The sequence below is a fragment of the Streptomyces klenkii genome, assembly GCF_003626645.1.
GTDB lineage: Bacteria > Actinomycetota > Actinomycetes > Streptomycetales > Streptomycetaceae > Streptomyces > Streptomyces klenkii.
Genome location: NZ_RBAM01000003.1, coordinates 149863 through 176338, shown reverse-complemented (window position 1 = coordinate 176338; position 26476 = coordinate 149863). Strand labels below are relative to the sequence as shown.

General features: G+C 71.8%; 22 protein-coding genes. 11 read left to right on the top strand and 11 right to left on the bottom strand.

Annotation, left to right across the window (positions count from 1 at the left end; all coding sequences use genetic code 11):
- Positions 1-25: 25 nt before the first annotated feature.
- The 8 genes from D7231_RS07520 to D7231_RS07485 all read right to left on the bottom strand — a co-directional run bounded on the left by D7231_RS07520 (position 26) and on the right by D7231_RS07485 (position 9591).
- Positions 26-742 (bottom strand): ABC transporter ATP-binding protein, encoded by a 717-nt coding sequence (locus D7231_RS07520; protein ID WP_120754163.1) that lies wholly within the window; start codon positions 740-742, stop codon positions 26-28.
- Positions 739-1617 carry an ABC transporter ATP-binding protein gene (locus D7231_RS07515; protein ID WP_120754162.1) on the bottom strand — a complete coding sequence of 293 codons (879 nt, stop codon included), beginning with the start codon at positions 1615-1617 and terminating at the stop codon, positions 739-741. The genes D7231_RS07520 and D7231_RS07515 overlap by 4 nt, the downstream gene beginning before the upstream one ends.
- A complete protein-coding gene (locus tag D7231_RS07510; RefSeq protein WP_120754161.1) occupies positions 1614-3446 on the bottom strand; it encodes a branched-chain amino acid ABC transporter permease in 1833 nt (610 codons plus the stop codon). Before D7231_RS07510 ends, D7231_RS07515 begins: the two co-directional genes overlap by 4 nt.
- Before the next feature lie 5 nt (positions 3447-3451).
- On the bottom strand, positions 3452-4384 hold the full coding sequence (locus D7231_RS07505; RefSeq protein WP_120754160.1) for a branched-chain amino acid ABC transporter permease: 933 nt from the start codon (positions 4382-4384) through the stop codon (positions 3452-3454).
- 218 nt (positions 4385-4602) lie between these two features.
- Entirely contained in the window at positions 4603-5844 is a 1242-nt protein-coding gene (locus D7231_RS07500) for a branched-chain amino acid ABC transporter substrate-binding protein (protein ID WP_120754159.1), read from the bottom strand.
- 301 nt (positions 5845-6145) lie between these two features.
- Complete coding sequence (locus D7231_RS07495; RefSeq protein ID WP_120754158.1) at positions 6146-6529, bottom strand: hypothetical protein; 384 nt, start codon at positions 6527-6529, stop codon at positions 6146-6148.
- Positions 6530-6770: 241 nt separating this feature from the next.
- Positions 6771-7226 carry a PaaI family thioesterase gene (locus D7231_RS07490; protein ID WP_120754157.1) on the bottom strand — a complete coding sequence of 152 codons (456 nt, stop codon included), beginning with the start codon at positions 7224-7226 and terminating at the stop codon, positions 6771-6773.
- A 76-nt stretch (positions 7227-7302) separates the two neighbouring features.
- Complete coding sequence (locus tag D7231_RS07485; protein ID WP_120754156.1) at positions 7303-9591, bottom strand: FdhF/YdeP family oxidoreductase; 2289 nt, start codon at positions 9589-9591, stop codon at positions 7303-7305.
- A 297-nt stretch (positions 9592-9888) separates the two neighbouring features.
- Here D7231_RS07485 and polA point away from each other — a divergent pair, with 297 nt between their 5' ends.
- From polA to D7231_RS07465, 4 genes are all read left to right on the top strand, one after another.
- Positions 9889-12546: a DNA polymerase I gene (gene polA / locus D7231_RS07480; RefSeq protein ID WP_199739334.1), complete on the top strand. Its 2658-nt coding sequence runs from the start codon at positions 9889-9891 to the stop codon at positions 12544-12546.
- Positions 12547-12711: 165 nt separating this feature from the next.
- Positions 12712-12846 (top strand): SPW_0924 family protein, encoded by a 135-nt coding sequence (locus D7231_RS07475; protein ID WP_120754154.1) that lies wholly within the window; start codon positions 12712-12714, stop codon positions 12844-12846.
- 16 nt (positions 12847-12862) lie between these two features.
- Positions 12863-13894, top strand: coding sequence for a cell envelope lipid trafficking protein PgfA (gene pgfA, locus D7231_RS07470; protein ID WP_120754153.1), 1032 nt, complete (start codon positions 12863-12865; stop codon positions 13892-13894).
- Positions 13891-14097, top strand: a complete 207-nt coding sequence (locus tag D7231_RS07465; RefSeq protein WP_120754152.1) for a hypothetical protein — start codon at positions 13891-13893, stop codon at positions 14095-14097. Before pgfA ends, D7231_RS07465 begins: the two co-directional genes overlap by 4 nt.
- A gap of 162 nt (positions 14098-14259) precedes the next feature.
- On the opposite strand, the gene hrpB is transcribed toward D7231_RS07465, so the two are convergent.
- A complete protein-coding gene (gene hrpB, locus D7231_RS07460) occupies positions 14260-16794 on the bottom strand; it encodes an ATP-dependent helicase HrpB (RefSeq protein WP_120754588.1) in 2535 nt (844 codons plus the stop codon).
- A gap of 162 nt (positions 16795-16956) precedes the next feature.
- Positions 16957-17760: a class I SAM-dependent methyltransferase gene (locus D7231_RS07455; RefSeq protein WP_120754151.1), complete on the bottom strand. Its 804-nt coding sequence runs from the start codon at positions 17758-17760 to the stop codon at positions 16957-16959.
- 444 nt (positions 17761-18204) lie between these two features.
- On the opposite strand from D7231_RS07455, the gene rpsA reads away from it, so the two are divergent.
- The 6 genes from rpsA to D7231_RS07420 all read left to right on the top strand — a co-directional run bounded on the left by rpsA (position 18205) and on the right by D7231_RS07420 (position 23276).
- Complete coding sequence (gene rpsA / locus D7231_RS07445) at positions 18205-19707, top strand: 30S ribosomal protein S1 (RefSeq protein ID WP_058044905.1); 1503 nt, start codon at positions 18205-18207, stop codon at positions 19705-19707.
- Between the two features lie 187 nt (positions 19708-19894).
- Positions 19895-20839 carry a PAC2 family protein gene (locus tag D7231_RS07440; RefSeq protein WP_120754149.1) on the top strand — a complete coding sequence of 315 codons (945 nt, stop codon included), beginning with the start codon at positions 19895-19897 and terminating at the stop codon, positions 20837-20839.
- Positions 20840-20864: 25 nt separating this feature from the next.
- Entirely contained in the window at positions 20865-21467 is a 603-nt protein-coding gene (gene coaE, locus D7231_RS07435) for a dephospho-CoA kinase (RefSeq protein WP_120754587.1), read from the top strand.
- Between the two features lie 156 nt (positions 21468-21623).
- Positions 21624-22214 carry a hypothetical protein gene (locus D7231_RS07430; protein WP_120754148.1) on the top strand — a complete coding sequence of 197 codons (591 nt, stop codon included), beginning with the start codon at positions 21624-21626 and terminating at the stop codon, positions 22212-22214.
- A 10-nt stretch (positions 22215-22224) separates the two neighbouring features.
- Entirely contained in the window at positions 22225-22545 is a 321-nt protein-coding gene (locus tag D7231_RS07425; protein ID WP_120754147.1) for a WXG100 family type VII secretion target, read from the top strand.
- Positions 22545-23276: a WXG100-like domain-containing protein gene (locus D7231_RS07420; RefSeq protein WP_120754146.1), complete on the top strand. Its 732-nt coding sequence runs from the start codon at positions 22545-22547 to the stop codon at positions 23274-23276. The genes D7231_RS07425 and D7231_RS07420 overlap by 1 nt, the downstream gene beginning before the upstream one ends.
- Before the next feature lie 159 nt (positions 23277-23435).
- Here the strand turns inward: D7231_RS07420 and D7231_RS07415 are convergent, their stop codons facing one another.
- Positions 23436-24242, bottom strand: a complete 807-nt coding sequence (locus D7231_RS07415; RefSeq protein ID WP_241999608.1) for a hypothetical protein — start codon at positions 24240-24242, stop codon at positions 23436-23438.
- Positions 24243-24322: 80 nt separating this feature from the next.
- Here D7231_RS07415 and D7231_RS07410 point away from each other — a divergent pair, with 80 nt between their 5' ends.
- A complete protein-coding gene (locus D7231_RS07410) occupies positions 24323-26476 on the top strand; it encodes a tetratricopeptide repeat protein (RefSeq protein ID WP_120754145.1) in 2154 nt (717 codons plus the stop codon).

Genomic DNA, 26476 nt, shown 5'->3' with positions numbered 1-26476 from the left:
TGTCCGTACAGGACACGGGCCCTCGTCAGTCCTCGCCCAGGTACGCCTTGCGTACCGACTCGTCGTGGAGGAGGTCCGCCCCCGTTCCGGAGAGGACGATCTTTCCGATTTCCATGACGTGGCCGCGGTCGGCCAGGGAGAGCGCGGCCCGGGCGTTCTGCTCGACGAGCAGGATGGTCGTGCCGGAGGCCTTGAGCTCGGTGATCGTGGCCATGATCCGCTGCATCATGATCGGCGAGAGGCCCATGGAGGGCTCGTCGAGCATGAGGAGCTTGGGGCGGGACATCAGGGCGCGGCCCATGGCAAGCATCTGCTGTTCGCCGCCGGAGAGGGTGCCGGCGGCTTGGCGGGCGCGTTCGCCGAGGATGGGGAAGAGGTCGTAGACGCGCTGGACGTCCTTGGCGATGGCTTCGCCGTCTTTGCGGAGGAATGCTCCGAGCTGGAGGTTTTCCGCGATGGTGAGGCGGGGGAAGATGTGGCGGCCTTCGGGGGAGTGGGCGAGGCCGAGGGCGACGATGCGGTGGGCGGGGATGCCGGCGAGGGGGCGGCCGTCGAAGCGGATGGTGCCGGCGAGGGGTTTGAGGAGTCCGGAGAGGGTGCGCAGGGTGGTGGTTTTGCCGGCGCCGTTGGTGCCGATGAGGGTGACGATCTGGCCGGCTTCGACGCTGAAGCTGATGCCTTTGACGGCTTCGATCTTGCCGTAGGCGACGCGGAGGCCGTTGACTTCGAGGAGGGCGGTCACTGGTTCTCCTCCCCTTCTTCGGTGCGTGCTTCGGCCGCGGCGACTTCCGCGGCTTCTTCTTCTCCCGGTGCGCCTTCGAAGGGTGTGCCCAGGTATGCGGCGATGACGCGTTCGTCGGCTTGGACGGCTTCTGATGTGCCTTCGGTGAGTTTTTCGCCTTGGACGAGGACGGCGACGCGGTCGCAGAGGGCGAAGATGAAGCGCATGTCGTGCTCGATGACGAGGACGGCGGTGCCTTGGGCGCGGATGGCGTGGACGAGTGTTTCGGTGGCGCGGGTTTCCTGGGGGTTCATGCCGGCGGTGGGTTCGTCGAGGAGGAGGAGTCCGGGGTCGCTGGCGAGGGCGCGGGCGATTTCGAGCTTGCGTTGTTCTCCGTAGGGGAGGTTGCGGGCGAGGTGGTCGCGTTTGCCGGCGAGTCCGGTGAAGGTGAGGAGTTCCATGGCGCGTTCTTCGGAGGCTTTTTCGGCGCGGCGGAATGCGGGGCCGCGGAGGAGGGCGGAGAAGAGGCCTTCTTTGGTGCGGGTGTGGCGGCCGACGAGGACGTTTTCGAGGACGGTCATGTTGGCGAAGAGGCGGATGTTCTGGAAGGTGCGGGCGATGCCGGCTTTGGTGACGAGGTGGGGTTTGGGTGGCAGCTTGGCGCCTTTGAAGGCGACGGTGCCCTCGGTGGGGACGTAGAGGCCGGTGAGGCAGTTGAAGAAGGTGGTTTTGCCGGCGCCGTTGGGTCCGATGAGGCCGACGATTTCGTTGTGGTGGACGGTGAGGTCGACGTCGCGTACGGCGGTGAGGCCGCCGAAGCGCATGGTGACGCCTGTTGCGGTGAGGACGGGGGTTGCTGCGGGGGCTTTCGCGGGGGCGGTGGCGGGGGTGGTCATGGGGTGGTCGCCTCCGCGTGCGTGAGGGTGCTGCCGGTGGTGGTTCCGTCGTGGAATTCGAGTTGCCGGCGGCGGTTGGGGATGAGGCCTTCGGGGCGGAAGCGCATGAGGAGGATGAGGGCGGCGCCGAAGGCGAGGAGTTGGTAGTCCTGGAGGAACTGGAGTTTGGCGGGGATGAGGTAGAGGAGGGCGGCGCCGAGGAGGGGGCCGCTGATGGTGCCCATGCCGCCGAGGATGACTGCTGCGAGGAGGAAGGCGGAGTTGGGCGGTACGGGGCCGGCGAAGACGTACTGCTCGGGGACGACGGTGTAGGCGACGTGGGCCTGGACGGTGCCGGCGAGTCCGGCGAGGGTGGCACCGAGGGCGAAGGCCAGGAGTTTGAGGCGGAAGCCGTTGATGCCCATGGCGGTGGCGGCGGTTTCGTCCTCGCGGATGGCGATCCAGGCGCGGCCGATGCGGGAGTTGCCGGCGCGGCTGAAGACGAGGACGACGATGACGGTGAAGAGGAGCATCAGGAGGTAGTAGTTGGCGAAGGGGTTGAGGGTGATGCTGCCGAGGTGGTGGGTCTTGCCGAAGGAGTAGCCGAAGAGGACGAGGTCGGGGATGTTGGGGATGCCGTTGGGGCCGTTGGTGAGTGAGGGGCCGGATTCGCCGTTGAGGTTGCCGACGGTGATGCGGAAGATCTCGCCGAATCCGAGGGTGACGATGGCGAGGTAGTCGCCGCGCAGCCGGAGGGTGGGGGCGCCGATGACGACGCCGAAGACGAGGGAGGCGGCGGCGCCGGTGAGGACGGCGGCCCAGAAGGGGAACCGGATGTCCAGGGTGGATGCGGTGGTGCCGGAGACGAGGGCGGCGGTGTAGGCGCCGACGCCGAGGAAGGCGACGTAGCCCAGGTCGAGGAGGCCGGCGAGGCCGACGACGACGTTGAGGCCGAGGGCGACGGTCGAGAAGATCAGGATGTTGACGGCGATGAGCGTGTACTGGTCGGTGTCCTGGGTCAGGGGGAAGAGGGCCGCGGCGACGAAGGCGGCGGTGACGGTGGGTGTGCGGTGCTTGGCGGTCAGTGCGGTGAGCCGGCCGAGGAGTCCGGCCCGGGCGAGGCCCGCGGTGCCGAAGCCGGCGAGGAGCAGGAAGCCGGTGAAGAGTTCGCCGTAGGCGGTGCCGATTCCGTACGTGACGATGCCGAGGGCGAGGCCGAAAGCTGCGGCGATGACGAGGATTTCGGCCCAGGGCGGCAGGGGCCGGGGCAGGGGCGGCTGCTTGCCGGTGCGGCCGGGGCCGAGGGTGCGCAGGGCGGAGCGTACGGCGGTTGCGGCGCGGGTGCTGCTCAGGCGGCCGGTGGCCGGGGCGGGGTCGGCGGGGCGTCGGTCGAGGGGGAGGGCGAGGGTGCCGAGGAGGGTGAGCAGTGTGGTGAGGGCGGCCGTGTAGCCGCCGGGTTCGAGGTTGGCGAGGCCGCCGAGTTGTGCGGCGATGGCGATGAGGGTGTACCAGGTGGTGGCGAGGGTGGCGATGGCCAGGAGGGCGGTGGCGTTGTGGCTGCCGGTGGGGTTGAGCCAGCGGAGGCCTGGGATGTTCCAGGAGGTGAGGGCGTAGGCGAGGGTGAGGAGGGCGCCGGTGAGGGTGAGGAGCTGGAGTCCGCCGGGGTAGCCGTTGACGGTGAGGTTGCCGGGGAAGCGGGTGGTCCAGGTCCAGGAGAGGAAGGTGGAGGCGGCGCTGAGGAGGGCGCCGGCGGTGGTGAGGGCGCGAGCGGTGTTGAGGGGGAGGGGGATGAGGGGGACGGCTTCGGCGGTGGGGGGTGTGTGTGCTGCCGGGGTTGTCTGTGGGTTCATTGCTCTCACGCCCGATCCGCGACGCGTTCGCCGAGCAGCCCTTGGGGCCTGATGAGGAGGACGAGGATGAGGAGGGCGAAGGCCCAGACGTCTTTCCAGCCGCCTCCGCCGAGTTGCTGCATTCCGGGGATGTGCTGGATGTAGGTGGATGCGGCGGCTTCGGCGATGCCGAGGACGACTCCGCCGAGCATGGCTCCGTAGATGTTGCCGATGCCGCCGAGGACGGCGGCGGTGAAGGCTTTGAGGCCGAGGATGAAGCCCATTTCGAAGTTGATCTGTCCGGCGCGGAGTCCTTGGGCGACTGCGGCGACGGCGGCGAAGGCGCCGCCGATGGCGAAGGCCAGGACGATGATGCGGTCGGTGTTGATGCCCATGAGTTTTGCGGTGTCGGGGTCCTGGGCGGTGGCTTGCATGGCGCGGCCGGTGCGGCTTTTGGCGACGAAGAGGCCGAGGGCGAGCATGCACAGGGGTGCCGCGATGAGGACGAAGAGGTCGTCGCGCTGGAGGTGGAGGTTGCCGGCGAGTTCGAAGGCGTCGCCTTGGAACTGCGGGAATCCGCGGGATTTCTTGGCGTCGGGGTAGAAGGCCCAGACGATTTGCTGGAGGGCGATGGAGAGGCCGATGGCGGTGATGAGGGGGGCGAGCCGGGGGGCGGTGCGCAGGGGCCGGTAGGCGAAGCGTTCGGCCGCGGTGGCGACGGCTACGGAGGCTATGGCGCCGCCGATGAGCATGAGGGGGAGGGCGGCGGGCAGGGGGGTGCCGCCGGGGAGCCAGAGGTGGATGGTGAGGGCGCCGAAGGCTCCGATCATGACGATCTCGCCGTGGGCGAAGTTGATGAGCTGGACGATGCCGTAGACCATGGTGTACCCGATGGCGATGAGGCCGTAGAGGGCACCGAGGGCGAGTCCGTTGACCAGCGTTTGCGGCAGTTGGTGCACCGCTGGGCCTCCGTTGCGGGTGGTCGGGTGCGGGTCCGCGCGAGGGCGTGGGTTGGTCGCTTCCTCGCGCGGTGGGCCGGGGTCCGGGTGGGTGCTCGGTCGGTGACGGGTGCGCGGTGCTTGACGTGTGCTCGGCGCTTGAGAGAGCTCAGTCCTTGACGAGTGCTCGGTGCTGGAGAGGACTCAGTCTTTGACGCGTGCTCGGCGCCTGCGAGAGCTCAGTCCTTGAAGGTGGCGCTCTTGACGGACTTCCAGGCGTCGCCCTTGACCTGGTAGACGGTCAGTTGTTTGTTGGTGGTGTCGCCGAATTCGTCGAAGGAGACCTTTCCGGTGACTCCTTCGAAGGACACCTTGCCCATGGCTTCGGTGACTTTGGCGCGGGCGTCGGCGGGGAGTTTTCCGTTGTTGGCGGTGACGACGCTCTTGACGGCCTGGATGATGGCCCAGGCGGCGTCGTAGGAGTAGCCGCCGTACGCCGCGTAGGGGTCTTTGTAGTCGGCTGCTTTGTAGTTCTGGACGAAGGCCTTCGCGGAGTCGAGGTCTTCTACGGGGTAGCCGACGGAGGTGCCCAGGTCGCCGTCGTTGCTCTCGCTGGAGGCCTTGATGAAGGCGGGGTCGTAGATGCCGTCGCCGCCCATGAGGGGGATGTGGGCGCCGGCCTTCTTGACCTGGTCGGAGAGCAGGCCGCCTTCGGGGTACTGGCCGCCGTAGTAGACGATGTCGGCGCCGCTGTTCTTGACCTTGTTGGCGACGCTGGAGAAGTCGGTTTCTTTGACGGTGATGTGGTCGGTGCCGACGACTTCGCCGCCGAGGCGTTTGAATTCCTGGCCGAAGATGGAGGCGAGGCCGACGCCGTAGGTCTGTTTGTCGTCGACGATGAAGGCTTTTTTCTTCTTGGCGTCGTTGTAGGCGTACTGCGCGGCGAAGCGGCCTTGGATGATGTCGGTGGTGGCGGTGCGGAAGTAGGTTTTGAAGGGGCGTTTCTTGTCGCCCTTGAGCCAGCTGTCGCCCTGGCTGAGTTCGGGGCTGGTGTTGGCGGGGGAGACCTGGGTGAGGTCGGCGCGGGCGAAGACGCCCTGCATGGACTGGGAGACGCCCGAGTTGAGGGGGCCGACGACGCCGAGGACGGATTTGTCGGCGACGAGTTTGGTGGCGTTCTGCTGGCCGGAGGCCGGGACGGCCTGGTCGTCGAGGGTTTCGGTGCGGAAGGTGACGCCCTTGACTTCCTTGTTCTTGTTGGCGGTGCGGGCGGCGAGGTCGACGGAGTTCTTGATGCCCTGGCCGAGGGCGGAGAGGGAGCCGGTCAGCGGGGCGTCGACGCCGATGACCACGGTGGTCTGCGCGCCGCCGCCGTCGCTGTCGTCGCTCTTGCCGCCGTCGTCGCGTGAGCCGCAGGCGCTGAGGGTGAGGGCGCCGGCGGCGAGGGTGCTGGTGAGGAGGAGCAGGGGACGATGGCGCACGGTGTGTCCTTTCCCCGCGGGGTGGTGACTGGCCGTGACTCTAAGGGGGTGCGGCGACGGGGGGCAGAGGTGCTGGCCATGATGTGACTGTCTTGTTATGACGCAGCTCACTTCTGGGGAATTCTGTGTAGCAGTGCTGAGCGAATGATCTTCGCGGATGGTGATTTGTCCCCCGAGTGCGGAGCCAGAAAGTGCAGTTCCGCTAAGTGGTCGGGGGTGCGGGAGGGGGATGTCCGGCCATGCGGGCGGTGCTTGCGTCGCCGCCCCTACGCTTCCCGCTCTGCCCTGTGGTTACACAACGTTACGTCGGGGGTCGCCAGTTCTCGGAGCTGCCGGTCGCTCCGTTGGTGGCTTTGCAGCGCTCGGCGGATCGGCGCCGGAGCCATGTGAGGGCCGCGTCCGTCCCGTGCTGTCGCTGTTCGGCGCGCGCCGCCTGCACGATGTCGCTGTAGAGCTCGTACTGCTCGTTCGACAGGCCCTTCTGTTCCCAGTCGAGGCCGGCCCACTTGCCGCCGGTGAGGTCCTGTTCGGCCCAGTACGAGATGAGCTTGGTGCACAGCTGCACGGGGGAGGCGGGCTCGGGGGATTGCGGGGCGGGGCCGGCTGCGGAGCCTCCGCAGCCGGAAAGGAGGGCGGCTGTCAGCAGCGAGGCGCAGGCCGTTCGGCCGCGTAGGGGTGCCCGCATGGTGCGAAGGTAGAGCGCATCCGGGATGCGGGGAAGTCGTCTGCCCGCAGTTCGGCACCGCCGGTCTGCGACGTGGTGGTTGCTCGCCGCTGCGGCGGAGGGAAGTCCTTGGCGTGCCGGCAGTAAGCCGTGTGGTGCGGCGGAAACAGATTTGTCCGCCGCAACGGCGAGAAACCCAGGCGGCGGGGCCCGGCGGAATGCCAAGTCGCCCCCGCCGGTGGTCACGCTTCGGCGGCGCCGGTCACCCCGCGTCGCGGATGACGCAGGTGAGCCGCGCGGAGCACACGCGCTTGCCCTGCTCGTCGGTGACGACGACCTCGTACGTGGCGGTGGTGCGCCCCCGGTGGACGGGCGTGGCGACGCCGGTCACCAGTCCGGAGCGGACGCCGCGGTGGTGGGTGCAGTTGAGGTCGACGCCGACGGCGATGCGCGAGGGCCCGCCGTGCAGCATCGCGCCGACGGAGCCGAGGGTTTCGGCGAGCACGGCGGAGGCGCCGCCGTGCAGCAGTCCGTACGGCTGGGTGTTGCCCTCGACGGGCATGGTGCCGACGACGCGGTCGGCGGAGGCCTCGACGACGCGCACGCCCATGCGTTCGCCGAGGTGCCCGGCCGAGAAGAGGGCGGGCAGGTCGAGCCCGCTGCCGGCCCACTGGTCCAGGACCTCCTGCGGGAACGTGGTCTTGCCGTGCTCGCCCATGCGTCGTGCTCCGATCACCCTCGGCCGTTGTGGTGTGAAAGTTTTTTCAGTTCAGCGGCCTTGCCGTCAACCGTCGTCAGCCGGCTTGTTCGCTCTTCCGCTCGATCCTGATGACGAGTGACTTGCTCGCCGGGGTGTTGCTGGTGTCGGCGGTGTGGTCGAGCGGGACGAGGACGTTCGTCTCGGGGTAGTAGGCGGCGGCGCAGCCGCGGGCCGTGGGGTAGTGGACGACGCGGAAGCCGGGGGCGCGGCGTTCGCTGCCGTCGGTCCATTCGCTGACGAGGTCGGCGTAGCTGCCGTCGGCGAGGCCGAGTGCGGCGGCGTCGTCGGGGTGGATGAGGACGACGCGGCGGCCGTTTTTGATGCCGCGGTAGCGGTCGTCGAGGCCGTAGATGGTGGTGTTGTACTGGTCGTGCGAGCGCAGGGTCTGGAGGAGCAGGCGGCCTTCGGGGGCGCGGGGGTATTCGACGGGTGCGGCGGTGAAGTTGGCTTTGCCGGTGGCTGTGGGGAAGCGGCGTTCGTCGCGGGGGGCGTGGGGCAGGGTGAAGCCGCCGGGGTGGGCGACGCGGGTGTTGAAGTCTTCGAAGCCGGGGATGACGCGGGCGATGCGGTCGCGGATCGTGCCGTAGTCCTGCTCGAAGTCCTCCCAGGGGGTGGGGGAGGTGTCGCCGAGGACGCGGCGGGCCATTCGGCAGACGATGGCGGGTTCGGAGAGCAGGTGGGGGCTTGCGGGCTTCAGGCCGCCGCGGGAGGCGTGGACCATGCCCATGGAGTCCTCGACGGTGACGAATTGTTCGCCGCCGGCCTGGCGGTCGCGCTCGGTGCGGCCGAGGGTGGGCAGGATGAGGGCGCGGGCGCCGGTGACCACGTGGGAGCGGTTGAGCTTGGTGGACACGTGGACGGTGAGGCGGGCGCGGCGGACGGCGGCTTCGGTGACGTCGGTGTCGGGGGTGGCGGAGACGAAGTTGCCGCCCATGGCGAAGAAGACCTTGGCCTGTCCGTCGCGGAGGGCGCGGATGGCGCGGACGACGTCAAGGCCGTGTTCGCGCGGCGGGGTGAAGCCGAACTCCTTCTCCAGGGCGTCGAGGAAGGCGGGTGCGGGGCGTTCGAAGATGCCCATGGTGCGGTCGCCCTGGACGTTGCTGTGGCCGCGGACGGGGCAGACGCCGGCGCCGGGCCGGCCGATGTCGCCGCGCAGGAGGAGGAGGTTGACGACCTCTTTGATGGTGGGGACGGCGTGCTTGTGCTGGGTGAGGCCCATGGCCCAGCAGACGATGGTGCGCTTGGAGGCGAGGACCATGGTGAGGGCCTGCTCGATCTCGGCGCGGTTCAGGCCGGTGGCCCGCAGGGTCTCGTCCCAGTCGGCGGTGAGGGCGGTGCGCCGGAAGTCCTCGAAGCCGTGGGTGTGCTCGTCGATGAACTCGGTGTCGACGGCGCCTTCGGTCTCCAGGACGAGGCGGTTGAGGATGCGGAAGAGCGCTTGGTCGCCGCCGAGGCGGATCTGGAGGAAGAGGTCGGTCAGGGCGGTGCCGTTGCCGGCGAGGCCGCGGGCGTTCTGCGGGTTCTTGAAGCGCTCCAGGCCCGCTTCGGGGAGCGGGTTGACCGTGATGATCTTCGTGCCGCCGCGCTTGGCCTTTTCCAGGGCGCTGAGCATGCGGGGGTGGTTGGTGCCCGGGTTCTGGCCGGCGACGATGATCAGGTCGGCTTTGTAGAGGTCTTCGAGGAGGACGCTGCCCTTGCCGATGCCGATGGTCTCCGAGAGCGCTGAGCCGGAGGACTCGTGGCACATGTTGGAGCAGTCGGGCAGGTTGTTGGTGCCGAACTCGCGGGCGAAGAGCTGGTAGAGGAAGGCCGCTTCGTTGCTGGTGCGGCCGGAGGTGTAGAAGACGGCTTCGTCGGGGGAGTCCAGGGCGGCGAGGTCCTCGGCGATGATGCCGAAGGCGCGTTCCCAGGTCACCGGCTCGTAGGTGTCGGAGCCCTCGGCCAGGTACATGGGCTCGGTGAGGCGGCCCTGCTGGCCGAGCCAGTAGCCGCTGCGCCCGGCCAGGTCGGTCACGGTGTGGCGGGCGAAGAAGTCGGGGGTGACGCGGCGCAGGGTGGCTTCTTCGGCGACGGCCTTGGCGCCGTTCTCGCAGAATTCGGCGGCGTGCCGCTTGTCGGGCTCGGGCCAGGCGCAGCCCGGGCAGTCGAAGCCGTCCTTCTGGTTGACCTTGAGGAGGGTGAGGGCGGTGCGGCGTGCGCCCATCTGCTGGTGGGCCATGCGCAGGGAGTGGGCGACGGCGGGCAGTCCGGCGGCGGCGTGCTGCGGGGCTGTGACGTCCGGTGCGTCCTGGACGGGATCGCCGGTGGGTGGCTTGCCTGCCATTCGCTCCCCCTTGAGCGTTGGTGGTGCGCGGTGTCGCGTACGGGTTCCCGTGCGCGTCTGACGTACGGATCCGATCCTGTCACGGGGCGGTGGCGGGTGCCGGGGTGAGGTCGGTGGCGGGTGCCGGGTGGGGTCGGTGAGCCGGCCGGGGTCGCCGGGGAGGGGCCGGTCCGGTCGCCGTGGCCGGGATTGTCAGTGGTCCGTGGCAGGATCGGGGGCGTGGCAGCAAAGGCAGTGAAGACGAACGGACCGACCGGCACCGAGGCAGCGGAGGGAGGTCGCCCCCGCCTGCTCCTCATGGACGGGCACTCGATGGCGTACCGGGCGTTCTTCGCGCTGCCCGCGGAGAATTTCACGACGGTGGCCGGGCAGACGACGAACGCGGTGTACGGCTTCGCGTCGATGCTGGCGAACACCCTGCGTGACGAGGCGCCCACGCACTTCGCCGTGGCGTTCGACGTGTCGCGCAAGACGTGGCGCTCGGAGGAGTTCCCGGAGTACAAGGCGACGCGGTCGAAGACGCCGGATGACTTCAAGGGGCAGGTCGAGCTGATCGGCGAGCTGCTCGACGCGATGCGGGTGCCGCGCTTCGCGGTGGACGGCTTCGAGGCGGACGACGTGATCGCCACGCTGGCCACGCAGGCCGAGGCCGAGGGTTTCCACGTCTCGATCGTCACCGGTGACCGGGACTCCTTCCAGCTGGTGTCCGATGACGTCACGGTGCTGTATCCGACGAAGGGCGTCTCGGAGCTGACGCGCTTCACGCCGGAGAAGGTCCAGGAGAAGTACGGCCTGAGCCCGGCGCAGTATCCGGACTTCGCGGCCCTGCGCGGCGACCCGTCGGACAATCTGCCGGGCATCCCGGGCGTGGGTGAGAAGACCGCCGCGAAGTGGATCAACCAGTTCGGTTCGTTCGCGGAGCTGGTGGAGCGCGTCGAGGAGGTCAAGGGCAAGGCCGGGCAGAACCTCCGCGATCACCTGGAGGCGGTCAAGCTGAACCGCCGCCTGACGGAGATGGTGCGCGATGTGGAGCTGCCGGTGGGCCCGGAGGGCCTGCTGCGCGCGGCCTACGACCGCACGGCGCTGATCGCGTTCCTGGAGGGTCTGGAGATCCGTAACCAGGGCCTGCGGGACCGGCTGCTGGCCGCGGACCCGGGCGCGGAGGCCGAGGAGGAGGTCGCTCCGGCGGCCGGCGCCGAGGTGGACGGCACGGTGCTCGCGGCGGGTGAGCTCGCGCCGTGGCTCGCGGAGCACGGCGCGTCCCCGCTCGGTGTGGCGACCGTCGACGCGTGGTCGCTGGGCAGCGGCCGCGTCGCGGAGATCGCGCTGGCCACGGGCGAGGGCCCGGCCGTGTGGTTCGACCCGGCGGAGCTCGACGAGGCCGACGAGAAGGCGTTCGCCGCGTGGAGCGCCCGCGCGGGCGCGCCGAAGGTCATGCACGACGCCAAGGCGGCGATGCGGGTCTTCGCCGAGCACGGCTGGTCCGTCGAGGGCGTCAGCATGGACACGGCGCTGGCCGCCTATCTGGTCAAGCCCGGGCGCCGCTCCTTCGCGCTGGACGCCCTGTCGGTGGAGTACCTGGGCCGGGAGCTGGCCACGGCCGCCGCGGGCGACGGGCAGCTGGCCTTCGGTGCCGACGAGCAGGCCGAGGCCGATGCCCTCATGGGCCGGGCCCGCACGGTCCTGGATCTGGGTGCCGCGTTCACCACGCGCCTGGCGGAGGTCGGGGCGACGGAGCTCCTGCGCAATGTGGAGCTGCCGACGAGCGCGCTGCTGGCCCGTATGGAGCGGGCGGGCATCGCCGCCGACCGGGGCTGGCTGGAGCGCATGGAGCAGCAGTTCGCCGCCGCGGTGCAGCAGGCGGTGCAGGAGGCGCACGCGGCCGCGGGCCACGAGTTCAACCTCGGCTCGCCCAAGCAGCTGCAAGAGGTGCTCTTCGGCGAGCTCGGCCTGCCGAAGACGAAGAAGACCAAGACCGGCTACACCACGGATGCCGACGCCCTGGCGTGGCTCGCGGCGCAGACCGAGAACGAACTCCCGGTGATCATGCTGCGGCACCGTGAGCAGTCGAAGCTGCGGTCCACGGTCGAGGGCCTGATCAAGGCCATCGCGGCCGGCGGCCGGATCCACACCACCTTCAACCAGACGGTGGCGGCCACGGGCCGGCTGTCCTCCACCGACCCCAACCTCCAGAACATCCCGGTGCGGACGGACGAGGGCCGGGCCATCCGCCGCGGCTTCGTCGTCGGCGAGGGCTACGAGTCCCTCATGACCGCCGACTACAGCCAGATCGAGCTGCGGGTCATGGCGCACCTCTCCGAGGACGAGGGCCTCATCGAGGCGTTCGCCTCCGGTGAGGACCTGCACACCACCGTCGCCTCCCAGGTCTTCGACGTGGAGCGGACCGAGGTCGACCCGGAGATGCGCCGGAAGATCAAGGCGATGTCGTACGGCCTGGCCTACGGCCTGTCGGCGTTCGGCCTGTCCCAGCAGCTGAACATCGCCCCCGGCGAGGCGGGCAAGCTGATGGACACCTTCTTCGAGCGCTTCGGCGGCGTGCGGGACTACCTCCAGCGGGTCGTCGTCGAGGCCCGCGCCACGGGCTACACCGAGACGATGCTCGGCCGCCGCCGCTATCTCCCGGACCTCAACAGCGACAACCGCCAGCGCCGCGAGATGGCCGAGCGGATGGCGCTGAACGCCCCGATCCAGGGCACCGCCGCCGACATCGTCAAGATCGCGATGCTGCGGGTGGGGGAGGCGCTGGAGGCGGAGAAGCTCTCGTCCCGGATGCTGCTCCAGGTCCACGACGAAATCGTGCTGGAGATCGCGCCGGGCGAGCGGGAGACCGTCGAGGCGCTGGTCCGCCGTGAGATGGCGGGTGCGGTCTCGCTGCGCGCGCCGCTGGACGTGTCGGTCGGTGTCGGGCGGGACTGGGAGTCCGCCGCGCACTGAGTGCGCCCGTGATGTCCGTACGGCCCCTCTTCTTCGCGTCCGCCGCGCGGGAGAGGGGCCGTGCGCGTGGTTCTCATCTGCGCCGTGCGTTGCTACCGTGCCCTGCCTGCTCCTGACTAGGCGTCAGATGCGTTGGGTCCGGGGCGATCCGCCGGGAGGCTACACATGCGCGCACTCCTCGCCGCGGCCGTCGGACTGGCCGCCGCCTTCGCCCTCGTCCTCACCGTCACCGCGATCGGCCCGCCCGAGGGCGCGACCTCCCCGAGGCCCCTGCTCACCTCCGTCCCCGCACACCCCTGACGGGCCGGGCCGCGCCGTGCGCCGCAGAGCGAGCCTCGTCCTTCTCGCGGTGGCCGTGTTCCTCGCGGCCCTCGCCCCGCTGCTGCGCTGGTACGCCTTCCCCCGCCTGGCCGAGGTGCCGGCGGGCACGTACCAGACGGCCGTCCTGGAGGCGAAGGACGCGACGCTCGTCGACTACGCCCGCATGGAGCCGCGGACCGTCCCCAAGGTGACCCTCGTCCAGACGCTCAAGGGCAACGTCGAAGAGGCCCGCAAGGTCAAGCGCGGGACCGGGCGCGACGCCGTCGTCTGGGACACCCTCACGTACATGGCCGGGCCCGACGGGGCGATGATCTCCCGGATCCCCGAGCGGTACGTCTTCGACGCCCACGGCCAGCAGCCCCTGCACGCGGGCGGCGAACACGTCGACGGCACGCCCGTACGGCGCGACGGCATTGAGTACAAGTGGCCGTTCCTGGTCGAGAAGCGCGACTACCGCTACTTCGACATGCAGACCCGCACCTCCGCGCCCATCCACTACCGCGGCACCCGCTCCTTCCGGGGGCTCGACGTCTACTACTTCGAGCAGACCGTCCCCTGGACCCGCGTCCCCTTCCCCAAGACGCTGCCCCTCGGGGTGACGCCCGAGGCCCTCGGCGGGATGGGCCTGGAGCGGTGGTACACGACCCGGCGCATGTTCTGGGTCGACCCCGTGACCGGCGCACCCGTCAACGGCGAGGAGGTCCACCGCGAGGAGCTGCGGTGGACCGGGCAGCCGGACAAGAAGCCGGTCACCGCCTTCGCCGGGCACGTGAAGATGCGCGCCGACTACGTCGACTCCACCGTCGCCATGGTGACCTCCCAGCGGCGGCTCGTCCTCCTGCTGACCTCGTGGCTGCCCTGGGGGAGCGCGGGGCTGGCCGGTGCGCTGGCGGGCCTCGCCCTGTACCTGGAAGCCCGCGCCCGCCCTCGTCGTGCATTTACCGGACAAAAGGAACACGATGGAGGGAAAACCGAGCGGCAGGCCCCGGGGAAGAGGGCCGCGCGGAGCAGAGGAGGCTCGCCGTGAAGGAGAAGACCACGAAGGAGAAGACGGACGACGGATCCATCGCGTCCCGGCCCAGGGAGCTCTACACCGGGGGCGAGCGGCCGATCGACCCCGAGGACCTGGTCATGGCCTCCGGCCGGGACGTGACACCCGAACGCGTGGAGCGCGCGAAGCGGCTCATCGAGGAGAAGGGCTGGGCGGCGGTGGAGCGGTACCTCCCCTGAGAGGTGCTCGCCAGGACGTGGCGGCCCGCCGTCGCGGCGGAAAGAAAGGTGCGCGGGAACACCGATTCCGCCGCGACGACGGGCTGTCGCATGCGCGCTGTCCGGCGGTGCCGGGCCGCGCGCCGCCGTAAGCCCTCGCCGTAAGCCCCCGCCGTACCCCCCTCAGTGCCCGCCCGTCGCCCGGCGGGTCGCAGGGGCCGCGGTCGGGTCTTCCGGCCAGGGATGGCGGGGGTAGCGGCCCCGTAGCTCCGCCCGGACCGCGCGGTAGCCGTCGCGCCAGAACGACGCCAGGTCCGCCGTGACCGCCGCGGGCCGCCCCGCGGGGGACAGCAGATGGACCAGCACCGGGACCCGCCCGCCCGCGAGCCGCGGCGCCTCCTGCCAGCCGAACAGTTCTTGCAGCTTCACGGCCAGCACCGGCTGCCCGCCCCCGTAGTCCACCCGGATCCGGGATCCGCTCGGCACCCGGATCCGCTCCGGAGCCAGCTCCTCCAGCCGCGCCGCGTCCCCGGACGCCCACGGCAGGAGCCGCTCCAGCATCCGCCCGCCGTCCAGCCGCTCCAGGTCGGCCCGCCGCCGCGCCCGGTCCAGCTCCAGGCCGAGCCATTCGTCCAGCCGCTCCAGCAGCGCGGCGTCGGAGACGTCGGGCCACGGCTCGCCGACCTCCCGGTGCAGGAACGCCAGCCGCTGCCGCAGCCCCGCCCCGTCGGCCGTCCAGCGCAGCAGCGCAAGGCCCTCCCGCCGCAGCCCGTCCTCCAGCGCCGCCCGTACCAGCCCGGGGCCGGGCGCCGGCAGCGGACGGGAGGCCAGCTCGACCGCACCGAGCCGCTCGACCCGCCGCGCCACGACGTCCCGCCGCTCCTCGGACCAGCCGACCTCCTCGCCCTCCGCGTACAGCGCCCCCGCGGCCGCCCGCGCCGTGTCCTCGTCGATCACCGCGCCCAGCAGGACCCGCGCCGACGCCGCCGCGACCGGCCGGTCGGCGACGGCCACCGCGAGCCAGGGCGCACTCCGCAGCCGCGACCCGTCCCCGAGCTGCGCCCCCGTACCGGACACCATGAGGTACGCGCCTTCGCCGCGCAGCCGCGCCACCCGCTCCGGGTAGGCGAGCGCGGTGACGAGCCCGGCCACGGCGTCGTCCGACAGCGCGCCCGCGGCGCCCGCCCCGCCGCCCTCCTCCAGCACGCCCTTCAGCGCACTCTCCAGCCGCCGCGCCTCCGTACGCCACCGCGCGCCGTACGCGTCCCCGCCGCGCCGCGCCGTGCGCCAGGCCGCCGCCAGGTCGTCCCCGTACTCCCGCGGCGGTTCCTCGCTCAGCAGGGCGACCACTTCCGCCGCACGGCGTGCACCGGCCTCACCGGCCCCGTCCAGCAGGGCGCGCGCGAGCCGCGGATGCACCCCCAAGCGCGCCATGCGCCGCCCGCGGTCCGTGACCCGGCCGTCCGCCGACACCGCGCCCGTGGCCGTCAGCACCTCGCGGGCCGCGGCCATCGCACCGGCCGGCGGCGGGTCGAGCAGGGCCAGCCCCGACGCGGCGGGGTCGCCCCAGCACGCCGCCTGGAGCGCGAAGGCCGTCAGATCGGCCACCAGGATCTCCGCTGCCGGGAACCCCGGCAGCCGCACGTCGTCGGCCTCCGACCAGCAGCGGTACACCGCCCCGGGCGCCTCGCGCCCCGCCCGCCCGGCCCGCTGCCGCCCCGCCGCCCGCGAAGCCCGTACGGTCGTGAGCGCACTCAGCCCGCGCGCGTGGTCGGTACGGGGCTCGCGGGCCAGACCCGCGTCCACCACGACCCGCACCCCGGGCACCGTCAGGCTCGACTCCGCCACCGACGTCGCCAGGACCACCCGCCGCCCCCCGGACGAGCCCGCCAGCACCGCGTCCTGCACGGCGGCCGGGGCCCGCCCGTGCACCTGGAGCACCTCGGCCCCCAGCGCCTCCGGGCCGCCCAGCCGGCCCGCCACGCGCGCGATCTCCCCGACACCGGGCAGGAAACACAGGACGTCCCCCTCCCGCTCCCGCAGCGCCCGCCGCACCACCGAGGCGACGTGCTCCAGCAGGGCCGGGTCCACCCGCATCCCGTGCGGCGGCCGCACGGGCCGCTCCGGCGGCGCCCACACGACCCGGACCGGGTGCGAGACGCCCTCGGCCGTCACCACGGGCGCATCGCCCAGCAGCCGGGCCCAGCCCTCGGCGTCCGTCGTCGCGGACGCCGCCACCAGCCGCAGCTCGGGCCGCAGGGCGGCTCGTACGTCCAGGAGGAAGGCGGCCGCGGTGTCCGCGTCGAGGTGCCGCTCGTGGCACTCGTCCAGCACCACCGTGCCCACGCCCGCGAGCTCGGGATCGCGCTGCAAGCGCTGGAGCAGCACACCGGTCGTGACGACCTCGACCACGGTCCGCGGCCCCACCCGCCGCTCCCCGCGCACGGTGAAGCCCACCCGCTCGCCCACGCCCTCGCCGAGCAGCCACGCCATGCGGCGCGCCGCGGCCCGCGCGGCGATCCGGCGCGGCTCGGCCACCACGACGCGCTGCCGCGGGCCGTCCCCGGTGAGCCCGGCGAGGACCAGCGGCACGAGCGTGGTCTTGCCGGTGCCGGGCGGTGCGCACAGCACCGCCGCGCCGTGCGCGTCCAGGGCCTCCCTGAGGGCGGGCAGCACGGACCGCACGGGCAACTGGGTGAGGGCGTCGTCACGGATCACGTGCCAAGTCTCGCCCACGGCCGGATACGCCCCGTAAGGGATGTACCCGGCTGTCCTCGGAAGCGCGCTGGACGTGGCCCGAGGGGGGCGCGGGGAACCGCGCGACCAGCCCCCCGACGGCCCGCGGCCGGTGAACCACCCCCCTGGAAGCCGCCCGCCGGGCTAGTCGCGGTCGCAGACGAAGATCGCCGTGCCCGGGATGAGGTTCCCCCGCAGCGGGGACCAGCCGCCCCACTCCTGCGTGTTCCAGGCGGGCCACTCGGGCTCGACCAGGTCGGTGAGGCGGAAGCCGGCCGCGACGACGTCCCGCACGCGGTCACCGAGCGTGCGGTGGTGCTCCACGTAGATGGCGCGGCCCTGCTCGTCCTGTTCCACGTACGGCGTGCGGTCGAAGTAGGAGGCCGCGACGGAGAGGCCCTCGGGGCCCGGCTCGTCGGGGAACGCCCAGCGTATGGGGTGGGTGACGGAGAAGACCCAGCGGCCGCCGGGCCGCAGCACGCGCCGCACCTCGCGCATCACGCGCACCGGGTCCGCGACGAAGGGCACGGCCCCGTAGGCGGAGCAGGCCAGGTCGAAGGAGCCGTCGGCGAAGGGCAGGGCGCCCGCGTCGGCCTCGATAAGGGGGATGTTCCCGCCGATGCGCAGGGCGTGCTGGAGCTGGCGGTGGGAGAGGTCCAGGGCCACCGGGCGGGCGCCCTGCGCGGCGAGCCAGCGCGAGCACTGGGCTGCGCCGGCGCCGATCTCCAGGACGTCGAGCCCCTTGAGGCCCTCCGCCGGGCCCAGCAGGCCGGCCTCGGCCTCGTCGAGCCCCTCGGGGCCCCAGACGAAGCGGTCGTCGCCGAGGAAGGCGCCGTGCTCGGTCTGGTACTCGTCGGCGTTGCGGTCCCACCAGCCGCGGCTGGCCCGGCTGCTCTCGGTCTCGCCCGTGACGCGCCGGGTAGCTTCCGGTTCGTACTCGTGGATCATCGGCGGTCGTGCCCCCGGCAGTAGTGTGATGCGGCCCGGACGGGCCGCCGCGGTGTGCGGCCGGGGGAGCGGCGAGACGCCCGGGCGAGGTGCCCGGAAGAGGCGCTCGGCGCGGCGAAAAGCTCGCCTGCGGCAGCCCCGCAGCCTCGCCAAACAGAAGTTGTGCCCGATATGACGGCATTCATCCCTGGTGTGCGCCTTCGCGCATTGACCGTGCCCGGCTGCCCCCGTATGCTACAAGTTGCGCTGCGGGCCTGCGCGCCTCAGACGGAGCAGGTCGCGCTCGCACTTGTTGTATGTCCCCTCGGTTGTACGAGGCGCGTACGGCGGTCCTTGGACCGTCGGATCGCGCGTCTCCAAGGCTGTCCGGCTTCGGCGGTGCGATACGGGCTCTCGGCGTAGCAGTACCTACGACTCAATGTCCGTACCGGAGCCCTTTCCCACATGACGAGCAGCACCGAGACCACCGCCACCACCCCGCAGGTTGCGGTCAACGACATCGGTAACGAGGAAGCCTTCCTCGCCGCGATCGACGAGACGATCAAGTACTTCAACGACGGCGACATCGTCGACGGCGTCATCGTGAAGGTCGACCGGGACGAGGTCCTGCTCGACATCGGTTACAAGACCGAGGGTGTTATCCCCTCTCGCGAGCTCTCGATCAAGCACGACGTCGACCCGAACGAGGTCGTCAAGGTCGGCGACGAGATCGAGGCCCTGGTTCTCCAGAAGGAGGACAAGGAAGGCCGCCTGATCCTCTCGAAGAAGCGCGCCCAGTACGAGCGCGCCTGGGGCACCATCGAGAAGATCAAGGAAGAGGACGGGATCGTCACCGGTACCGTCATCGAGGTCGTCAAGGGTGGTCTCATCCTCGACATCGGCCTCCGTGGCTTCCTCCCGGCCTCCCTGGTCGAGATGCGCCGCGTCCGCGACCTTCAGCCCTACGTGGGCAAGGAGCTCGAGGCCAAGATCATCGAGCTGGACAAGAACCGCAACAACGTGGTCCTGTCCCGCCGTGCCTGGCTGGAGCAGACCCAGAGCGAGGTCCGCCAGACCTTCCTCACCACCCTCCAGAAGGGTCAGGTGCGCTCCGGCGTCGTCTCCTCCATCGTCAACTTCGGTGCCTTCGTGGACCTGGGCGGCGTCGACGGTCTCGTCCACGTCTCCGAGCTGTCCTGGAAGCACATCGACCACCCGTCCGAGGTCGTCGAGGTCGGCCAGGAGGTCACGGTCGAGGTCCTGGACGTCGACATGGACCGCGAGCGCGTCTCCCTGTCGCTCAAGGCCACCCAGGAAGACCCGTGGCAGCAGTTCGCCCGGACCCACCAGATCGGTCAGGTCGTCCCGGGTAAGGTCACCAAGCTCGTTCCCTTCGGTGCGTTCGTGCGCGTCGACGAGGGCATCGAGGGCCTGGTCCACATCTCCGAGCTGGCCGAGCGCCACGTGGAGATCCCGGAGCAGGTCGTCCAGGTCAACGACGAGATCTTCGTCAAGGTCATCGACATCGACCTCGAGCGCCGCCGCATCAGCCTCTCGCTGAAGCAGGCCAACGAGTCCTTCGGTGCCGACCCGTCCGTGGTCGAGTTCGACCCGACCCTGTACGGCATGGCCGCGTCCTACGACGACCAGGGCAACTACATCTACCCCGAGGGCTTCGACCCCGAGGCCAACGACTGGCTGCCGGGCTACGAGAAGCAGCGCGAGGAGTGGGAGCGCCAGTACGCCGAGGCGCAGCAGCGCTTCGAGCAGCACCAGGCGCAGGTCATCAAGTCCCGCGAGGCGGACGCCGAGGCTGCGGCCGAGGGTGCTCAGGCTGCCCCGCAGGCCGGTGGCGCCCAGGTCTCCGGCGGCTCGTACTCCTCGGAGTCGGCCGACAACTCCGGCGCCCTGGCGTCGGACGAGGCGCTGGCCGCCCTCCGCGAGAAGCTCGCCGGCGGCCAGAGCTGAGGCTCTGCACCACGGCAGCTGACAGCTGACTGAGTAAGGCCCGTTCCCCTTGGGGAGCGGGCCTTACTCGTGCTGTCGTTCCGTCATGCGAGATGCGCCGGCGGCCGCCGGCTCGATCCGGAAGGCGGGAATGGCCGGGCCCTCCGGGCGCGTTCCCCGGTACGGAACATGAGGAGGAGCGGTCACTGTGTTGGATCCGCAGGGTTTGTACGAATGGGAGCCCAAGGGGCTCGCCGTGGCCGACCTGGCCTTGGCCCAGGAGACGGCCGGCCTGGTCATGCTCTATCACTTCGACGGCTACATCGACGCGGGGGAGACCGGCGAGCTGATCGTCTCGCGTCTCCTGGACACCCTGCCGCACCAGGTCGTGGCCCGCTTCGACCACGACCGGCTCATCGACTACCGGGCCCGCCGGCCGCTGCTCACCTTCCAGCGGGACCGCTGGAGCGCGTACGAGACCCCGGCGATCGAGCTGCGCATCGTCCAGGACGCGACGGGCGCGCCCTTCCTGCTGCTCTCCGGCCCCGAGCCGGACGTGGAGTGGGAGCGGTTCGCCGCCGCCGTCGGGCAGCTGGTCGAGCGGCTCGGCGTGCGGCTGTCCGTCAACTTCCACGGCATCCCCATGGGCGTCCCCCACACCCGCCCCGTCGGCGTCACCCCGCACGGCAACCGCACCGACCTGATGCCCGGTCACCGCAGTTTCTTCGACGAGGCGCAGGTGCCCGGGAGCGCCGAGGCCCTCGTCGAGTACCGCCTGGCGGAGGCCGGCCACGCCGTCCTGGGCGTCGCCGCCCACGTCCCGCACTACGTCGCCCGCTCGCCCTACCCGGACGCCGCCCTCACCGCCCTCGAAGCGGTCACGGCCGCCACCGGCCTGGTGCTGCCCAACGCCGCGCACGCCCTGCGGTCCGAGGCGCTGCGCACCCAGGAGGAGATCGAGCGGCAGATCGCCGAGGGCGACGACGAGCTCGTGACCCTCGTCCGCGGCCTTGAGCACCAGTACGACGCGGTGTCCGGCGCGGAGACCCGTGGCAACCTCGTCGCCGAGCCCGTCGAGCTGCCCTCCGCCGACGAACTGGGCGCGGAGTTCGAGCGCTTCCTCGCCGACAGGGAGGGCGAGAGCGGTCACTGACCGCCCGCCCTATACCGTGGGGCCCATGCTGAGAGTGGGCCTCACGGGCGGAATCGGAGCCGGCAAGAGCGAGGTGTCGCGGCTGCTCGCGTCGTACGGCGCGGTGATCGTGGACTCCGACCGCATCGCGCGCGAAGTCGTCGAGCCGGGCACGCCCGGACTGGCCGCGGTCGTCGCCGAGTTCGGCGACGCGGTCCTCACCCCCGAGGGCGCGCTCGACCGGCCCCGGCTGGGCGCGGTCGTCTTCGCCGACCCCGATCGCCTCGCCGCCCTCAACGCCATCGTGCACCCCCTCGTCCGGGCCCGCTCCGCCGAACTGGAAGCCGCCGCGGCCCCGGACGCCGTCGTCGTCCACGACGTCCCCCTCCTCGCCGAGAACGGCCTGGCGCCCCTCTACGACCTGGTCGTCGTCGTCGACGCCGGCACCGGAACCCGCCTGGACCGCCTGGTCCGCCTCCGCGGCATGACCCCCGACGAGGCCCGTGCCCGCATGGCGGCCCAGGCCACCCGCGAGGCCCGCCTCGCCGTCGCCGACATCGTCATCGACAACGACGGCCCGGTCGAGGCGCTGGAACAGCAGGTGGCGAAGGTCTGGGAGAACCTGCGCGAGCGCAGCGCCCGGCATTAGTCATATCGGGTGAGGGCCGGCGGGACCGGCCCGCGGGCGGCACGCAGGCGGGACAAGGGCTGAGGCTGGGTGCCCGCGATTCGCGGCCCGCATTCGCGCGGCGTTCACTCGGTGCGGTGTGCATAGGGTCTCCTCATCCGACGCCGAGGAGACCTCATGGCCGTGCCCGAGTTAGCCGCGACGAGCCCGTTCACCGCGCTGCCTGCGCCGCGCATCCTGCCGCGCCTCGCCGGCGTCGGCCTCATGGTGCTCTCGCTGGCCTGCATGGGTTTCATGGCCCGTCAGGCGGAGAAGTCGGCCGGGTTCGTGGCGAACAAAGGCACGCTGGTGGTGAAGCGATGCGAGGAGCAGCGGAGTTCCGGCGGGCGGTATTCCTCGGCTGTGCATGACGTCTGCTTCGGCTCCTTCCGGGCGGACAACGGCCGGGTCGTGCATGACGGCGCCGGTCTCCGCGGCTGGTACGCGACGGGTGAGAAGGTTCGCGTCTATCGCGAGGGTTACGGCTATCAGCCGGTCAGCTGGCGGTTCTTCTGGGGGCGGTTGGCCTTCTTCTTCGCCGGACTGCTGATGACCGCCTTCGGTTTGGTGATTACGGCGGTCGGCTACCGGACGAGGACCGTCGGCGAGAGCAGGGCCGCCTGGGAGGTGCTGCGCCGGAAATCCGTGGGGCCGTACGTTTCCTGGCTGTTCCGGGTCGGCGGAGCCGGCACGGCTGCGTGCGCTGTGCTGGCCCTTGCCTGGTCCTGAGGAGAAGAATATGGACCTGAGAGTCGAGCCCGGGCACCTCGAAGCGTTTGCGCGGCAGGTCGGGCGGGGGGCCGAGGATATGCGGGAAGTGCTGGCGTACGCCCGGCGGCATACCGTGCTGCCGCCGGGTGCGGACGGGTTGTACGGAGAGACGCATTACCTGCACAACGCCTTGCGCAACGACGTCCTGAGCGCCGTGCGGCGCATGGCCGAGATCTTGCAGAGTTCCTCGGAGGAGCTGGCCGCGGCGGCCGGCTACTACCGCCGTACCGATCGCGCTTCCGCCGCCGCGTTCGACGCGCTCGCCCGGGAAAAGGGAGCCGGACAGTGATGACGCTCTTCGCCGACGTGGTCGAGCCGGCCGCGTATCTCGTGCCGCCCGCGACGCCCGCGGAGTACGTCGATCCGCTGGAGCCGTTCAACGTGGTGGCGGATTTCCTCAGCCCGAACCAGTGGCTGTTGAAAATGGCCGAGTTGATGACCGGAACCGACCCCGTGAAGTGGGCCGGGGAGAAGCTCTCCGGCGACTGGAAAGCCTATGCCGAGTGCGCCTCCGCGTGGCACGCAATGGGGCGGGCCTGCGACGGGATCGCCCGCAATCTCCGTTCCGGCGGCGTACGCGTCGACGCCTCCTGGGACGGCAACGCAGCCGGATCGGCCGCCCATTACTTTGCTGCTCTCGCCGGGAACCTCGACGCATTCCACCGGTCCCTCGACACGATGGGCCGCGAATACCGCGCTCTTGCCTGGTCGGTCACTTCCACCGCGGCGGCTATCGCCGACTGCCTTACGGCGATGCTCGACGCGCTGATCACCGCCGCGATCGAGGCCGCCGCCTCGGCCGCCCCGGGCGGAGGCGCCGCGGCCATGGCCGCCGCGCTGGGCACTCAGGAGCTGCTGACCGTCCTGAGGGAGTGGGAGCGCATGAACGAGTTCCTCAGTACGGCCCAGACGCTCATGCATGCCGGCGGCGCGGCCCTCGCCCGGACCGGCGCGGAAGTCCTGACCGGGATCAACGCCTTCCCGCTGCCCCGCACGGGCTACGACCACCCCGCGGTCTGAGACAGGGCCTGAGACGGGATCCGAGACGGGAGAAGAACGCGTGAGCGAACGGCACGTGGGATTCGAGGAGTTCGTGACCCGCGGGCGCGGCCCCGAGCGGGCGCGCGCCCTGCACGGGGCACTGGAGCGGCTCGCCACCGGCAGCGCCGGCGACGTGCTTCAGGAGATGGCCCGCGAGGTCCTCACCGGCCGGGTCGGCCTGCGGGACGCCGTACGGGTCGGGGCGTACGCCGACGCCCTGGGTGAAGGGGCGCGGGCTCTGCGGACGGCATGGCAGGCCCTGCCGGAAGAGGAACGCGCGCGGTACGCGGACGAGGCACGGCGTACGCTCGCGGCGCGCGGAGGCGACGGGGACGCGCCGTCCCCGTACTGACTGCCCGCACCCTCACTCCTCCCCGGCCTCCGGGGGGGGTAGGGCATGGTGGCCGGTCGTAACAGGTCGGCGGAGCCCGCCACTTCCGCCAGGGCCTCCGCCAGCGCCACCAGGACCTCCCGCACCCGGGCGATCTCCGCCCGCAGCGCTGACGCGTGCTCCCAGCCGCGCTCGTACGTGACGGGGTCCACGTCCGCCGGGCGCAGGGACTCGTACGCGGCCAGGCGGGGGTGCCAGGTGGCGAGGACGGGGCGGAGGGCCTGGTTGAGGACGGTGACCGCCAGCGCGCCGAAGGTGATCTCGCCCGGGCCGCGGCGCGGCGCGACGTCGGGGCCGTAGCGGCGCAGGATGTCACGCGTGGTGCCGAAGAGGCTGTAGAAGGAGGACAGGGCCTCCCGCAGGAAGCCGTCCTCCGGACCGAGCTCGACGGTCGATATGCGCGTGGCCAGCTCCGCGTACAGCTCCCAGGCGGCCTTGCGCTCGGCCTCCACCGGCTCCCAGACGCCCGTGATGTCGCCCAGCATCGGAATGGCCATCCGGACCGTGACCTGCTTCGGCCTGGCCCGGCCGGCGGCGTTGCGTTTCCGTCGCATGATCTTCCTCCCCGGGGCCCCACAGTAGGCTAGTCCGGCCGTAGCAGACAGGCGTTGGCCGGAACACCGTGGGAGAGAGCGTGGAGGGACAGGGCGCCCGTACGTGGGACGTGTTCCTCAGCTACAGCCGGGGCGACGCCCGGCGCATAGCGCCCCTGCGCGACCGGCTCCTCGCCTCCGGCCTGGAGGTCTTCGTCGACGAGGTCACCGTCGCGGGCTTCGCCGGCATCAGCGGCAGCATCCGCGCCGGCCTGGCCCGCTCGAAGGCGCTGCTGGCCTGCTACTCGGCGGCCTACCCGACGCGGCAGGCGTGCCAGTGGGAGCTGACCGCCGCCTACCTGGCGGGCCTCGCCGAGGGCGACCCGCGCCGCCGCGTCATGGTCGTCAACCCCGAGCCGGGCACCGGGCACATCCACCCCGTGGAGCTGCGCGACGCCAAGCACTGGGCCCTGCCCTCCGGAGCGGCCGGGCTCGACGCCCTGGTGGCGGACGTGCGGGCGCACGTCGCGGCGCTGGAGGGGACCATCGGGGCGACCGAGGCCGCGCCGGCCCGCTGGTTCCCGGGCCCGGCCCCGTCGCCCGCGCCCGCGTTCACCGGCCGCCTGCCCCGTCTGTGGCAGGTGCACAGTTGCCTGCACCAGCACGACGCCCCGCTCACCACCGGCCACTCGGCTCCCCGGCCGGTGCAGGTCCGGGGCATGGCCGGGATCGGCAAGACGCTGCTGGCCCAGGAGTACGCGACACGCTTCGCCGCCGCCTACCCCGGCGGGATCCACTGGCTCTCCCGCGACGCCGGCCCGGAGCCGCACGGCCCCGCCTCTCCATACGCGCCCTACGAGAGCGGCCTGCGGGCGCTGGCCGCCGCGCACGGCCTGCCGGGCGAGGGCGGCGCGGAGGCCGTCGCGGCCCGGCTGCGGGACCGGTTCGCCGCAGCCGGCGAACCGTTCCTCTGGATCGTCGACGACCTCCCGGACCGGCTGACCGCCCAGCAGATGGCGCGGCTGTGCGCCCCCCACCCGCTGGGCCGCACCCTGCTGACGACCCGCAGCCGCCGCTACGACACGCTCGCCACCCCCGTCGACCTGGACCCGCTGCCGCACGACGAGGCGTACGCGCTGCTCACCCACGCCGCGCCGCCCGCCTCCCCCGAGGAGAAGACGGCCGCCGAAGCGCTGTGCACGGCCGTCGCCGGGCACCCGCTCGCGCTCGACCTGCTGTCCTCCGCCGCGGCCGACGGCTACACCACCCTCCTCGACCGCTTCCACACGCCCGGGCGCTCGCTCCTGGACGTCCTCGGCCGGGACCGCGTCCTCCCCACCGGATACCCCGCCGGATACCCCGCCGGGGTGACCGCCGCGCTCGTCCGGGACGTCCAGGAGGCGGGCCCGAGCGCCATGGACGCCCTGCGGCTCGCGGCCGCCTTCTCACCCACCCCGCTGACCAGGGACGACGCGCTACGAGCCCTGTCACCGGGCAGCACGGCCCCGGATGTCGTCGCCGCCCGCCGGCTCGACGCGGGCATCGCCGTGCTGCGCGGCCGCGGCCTCCTCGCGCCCGCGGGCACCCGCGCCTGGTCGGTGCACCCGCTCACCGTCCACGCCTGGCTGCGGCACGACCCCGAGCCCGGCCGGGCCGAACAGCTGCGGCACGCCGTCATGAGGGCCCTGCGCACCGTCCACGGCACTACGCTGGGCGGCGTCGCAGCCCGGCCCGGCACGGCCGGCACGAGCAGCACGAGGGAGCCGCGGATGAAGCCGCACACGCCCGCGCCGCCGGCCGGCGCGCCCGGCGAGCTGGAGCGCATGGCCGCCTTCGACCTCCAGGTCGAGCTCGCCACCCGCATCGGCGTCCAGGAGCTGGCCCCCGGCACCGGCAGCCTGCGCGAGGCGCTCGGCTCGCTCCACGCCATGTTCGAGTTCACGCGCTCCACACTGCGGCAGTACAGCATCAGCCTCGCCGGCGGGCCGCCGCCCGGCGACGCCCGCACCGTCCACGCGATCGCCGACGACCTCCTCAACCGCACCCTGAGGCCCTTCACCAGCACCTGGCACCCCCGGCTGGCCGCCCACGAGGCGCTCCGCCCGGAAGGTACGAGCCCGGTCGCCCACGAAGAGGCGTGGGCGGACGCCCCGGCCATGCGCGCGGCCCTCACGGAGCTGCGCACGCCGCTGCTGCGGATCGTCGGCGAACTCGCCGGCATCTCCGGCGCCGACTTCGGCCTGTCGGCGGCCTGA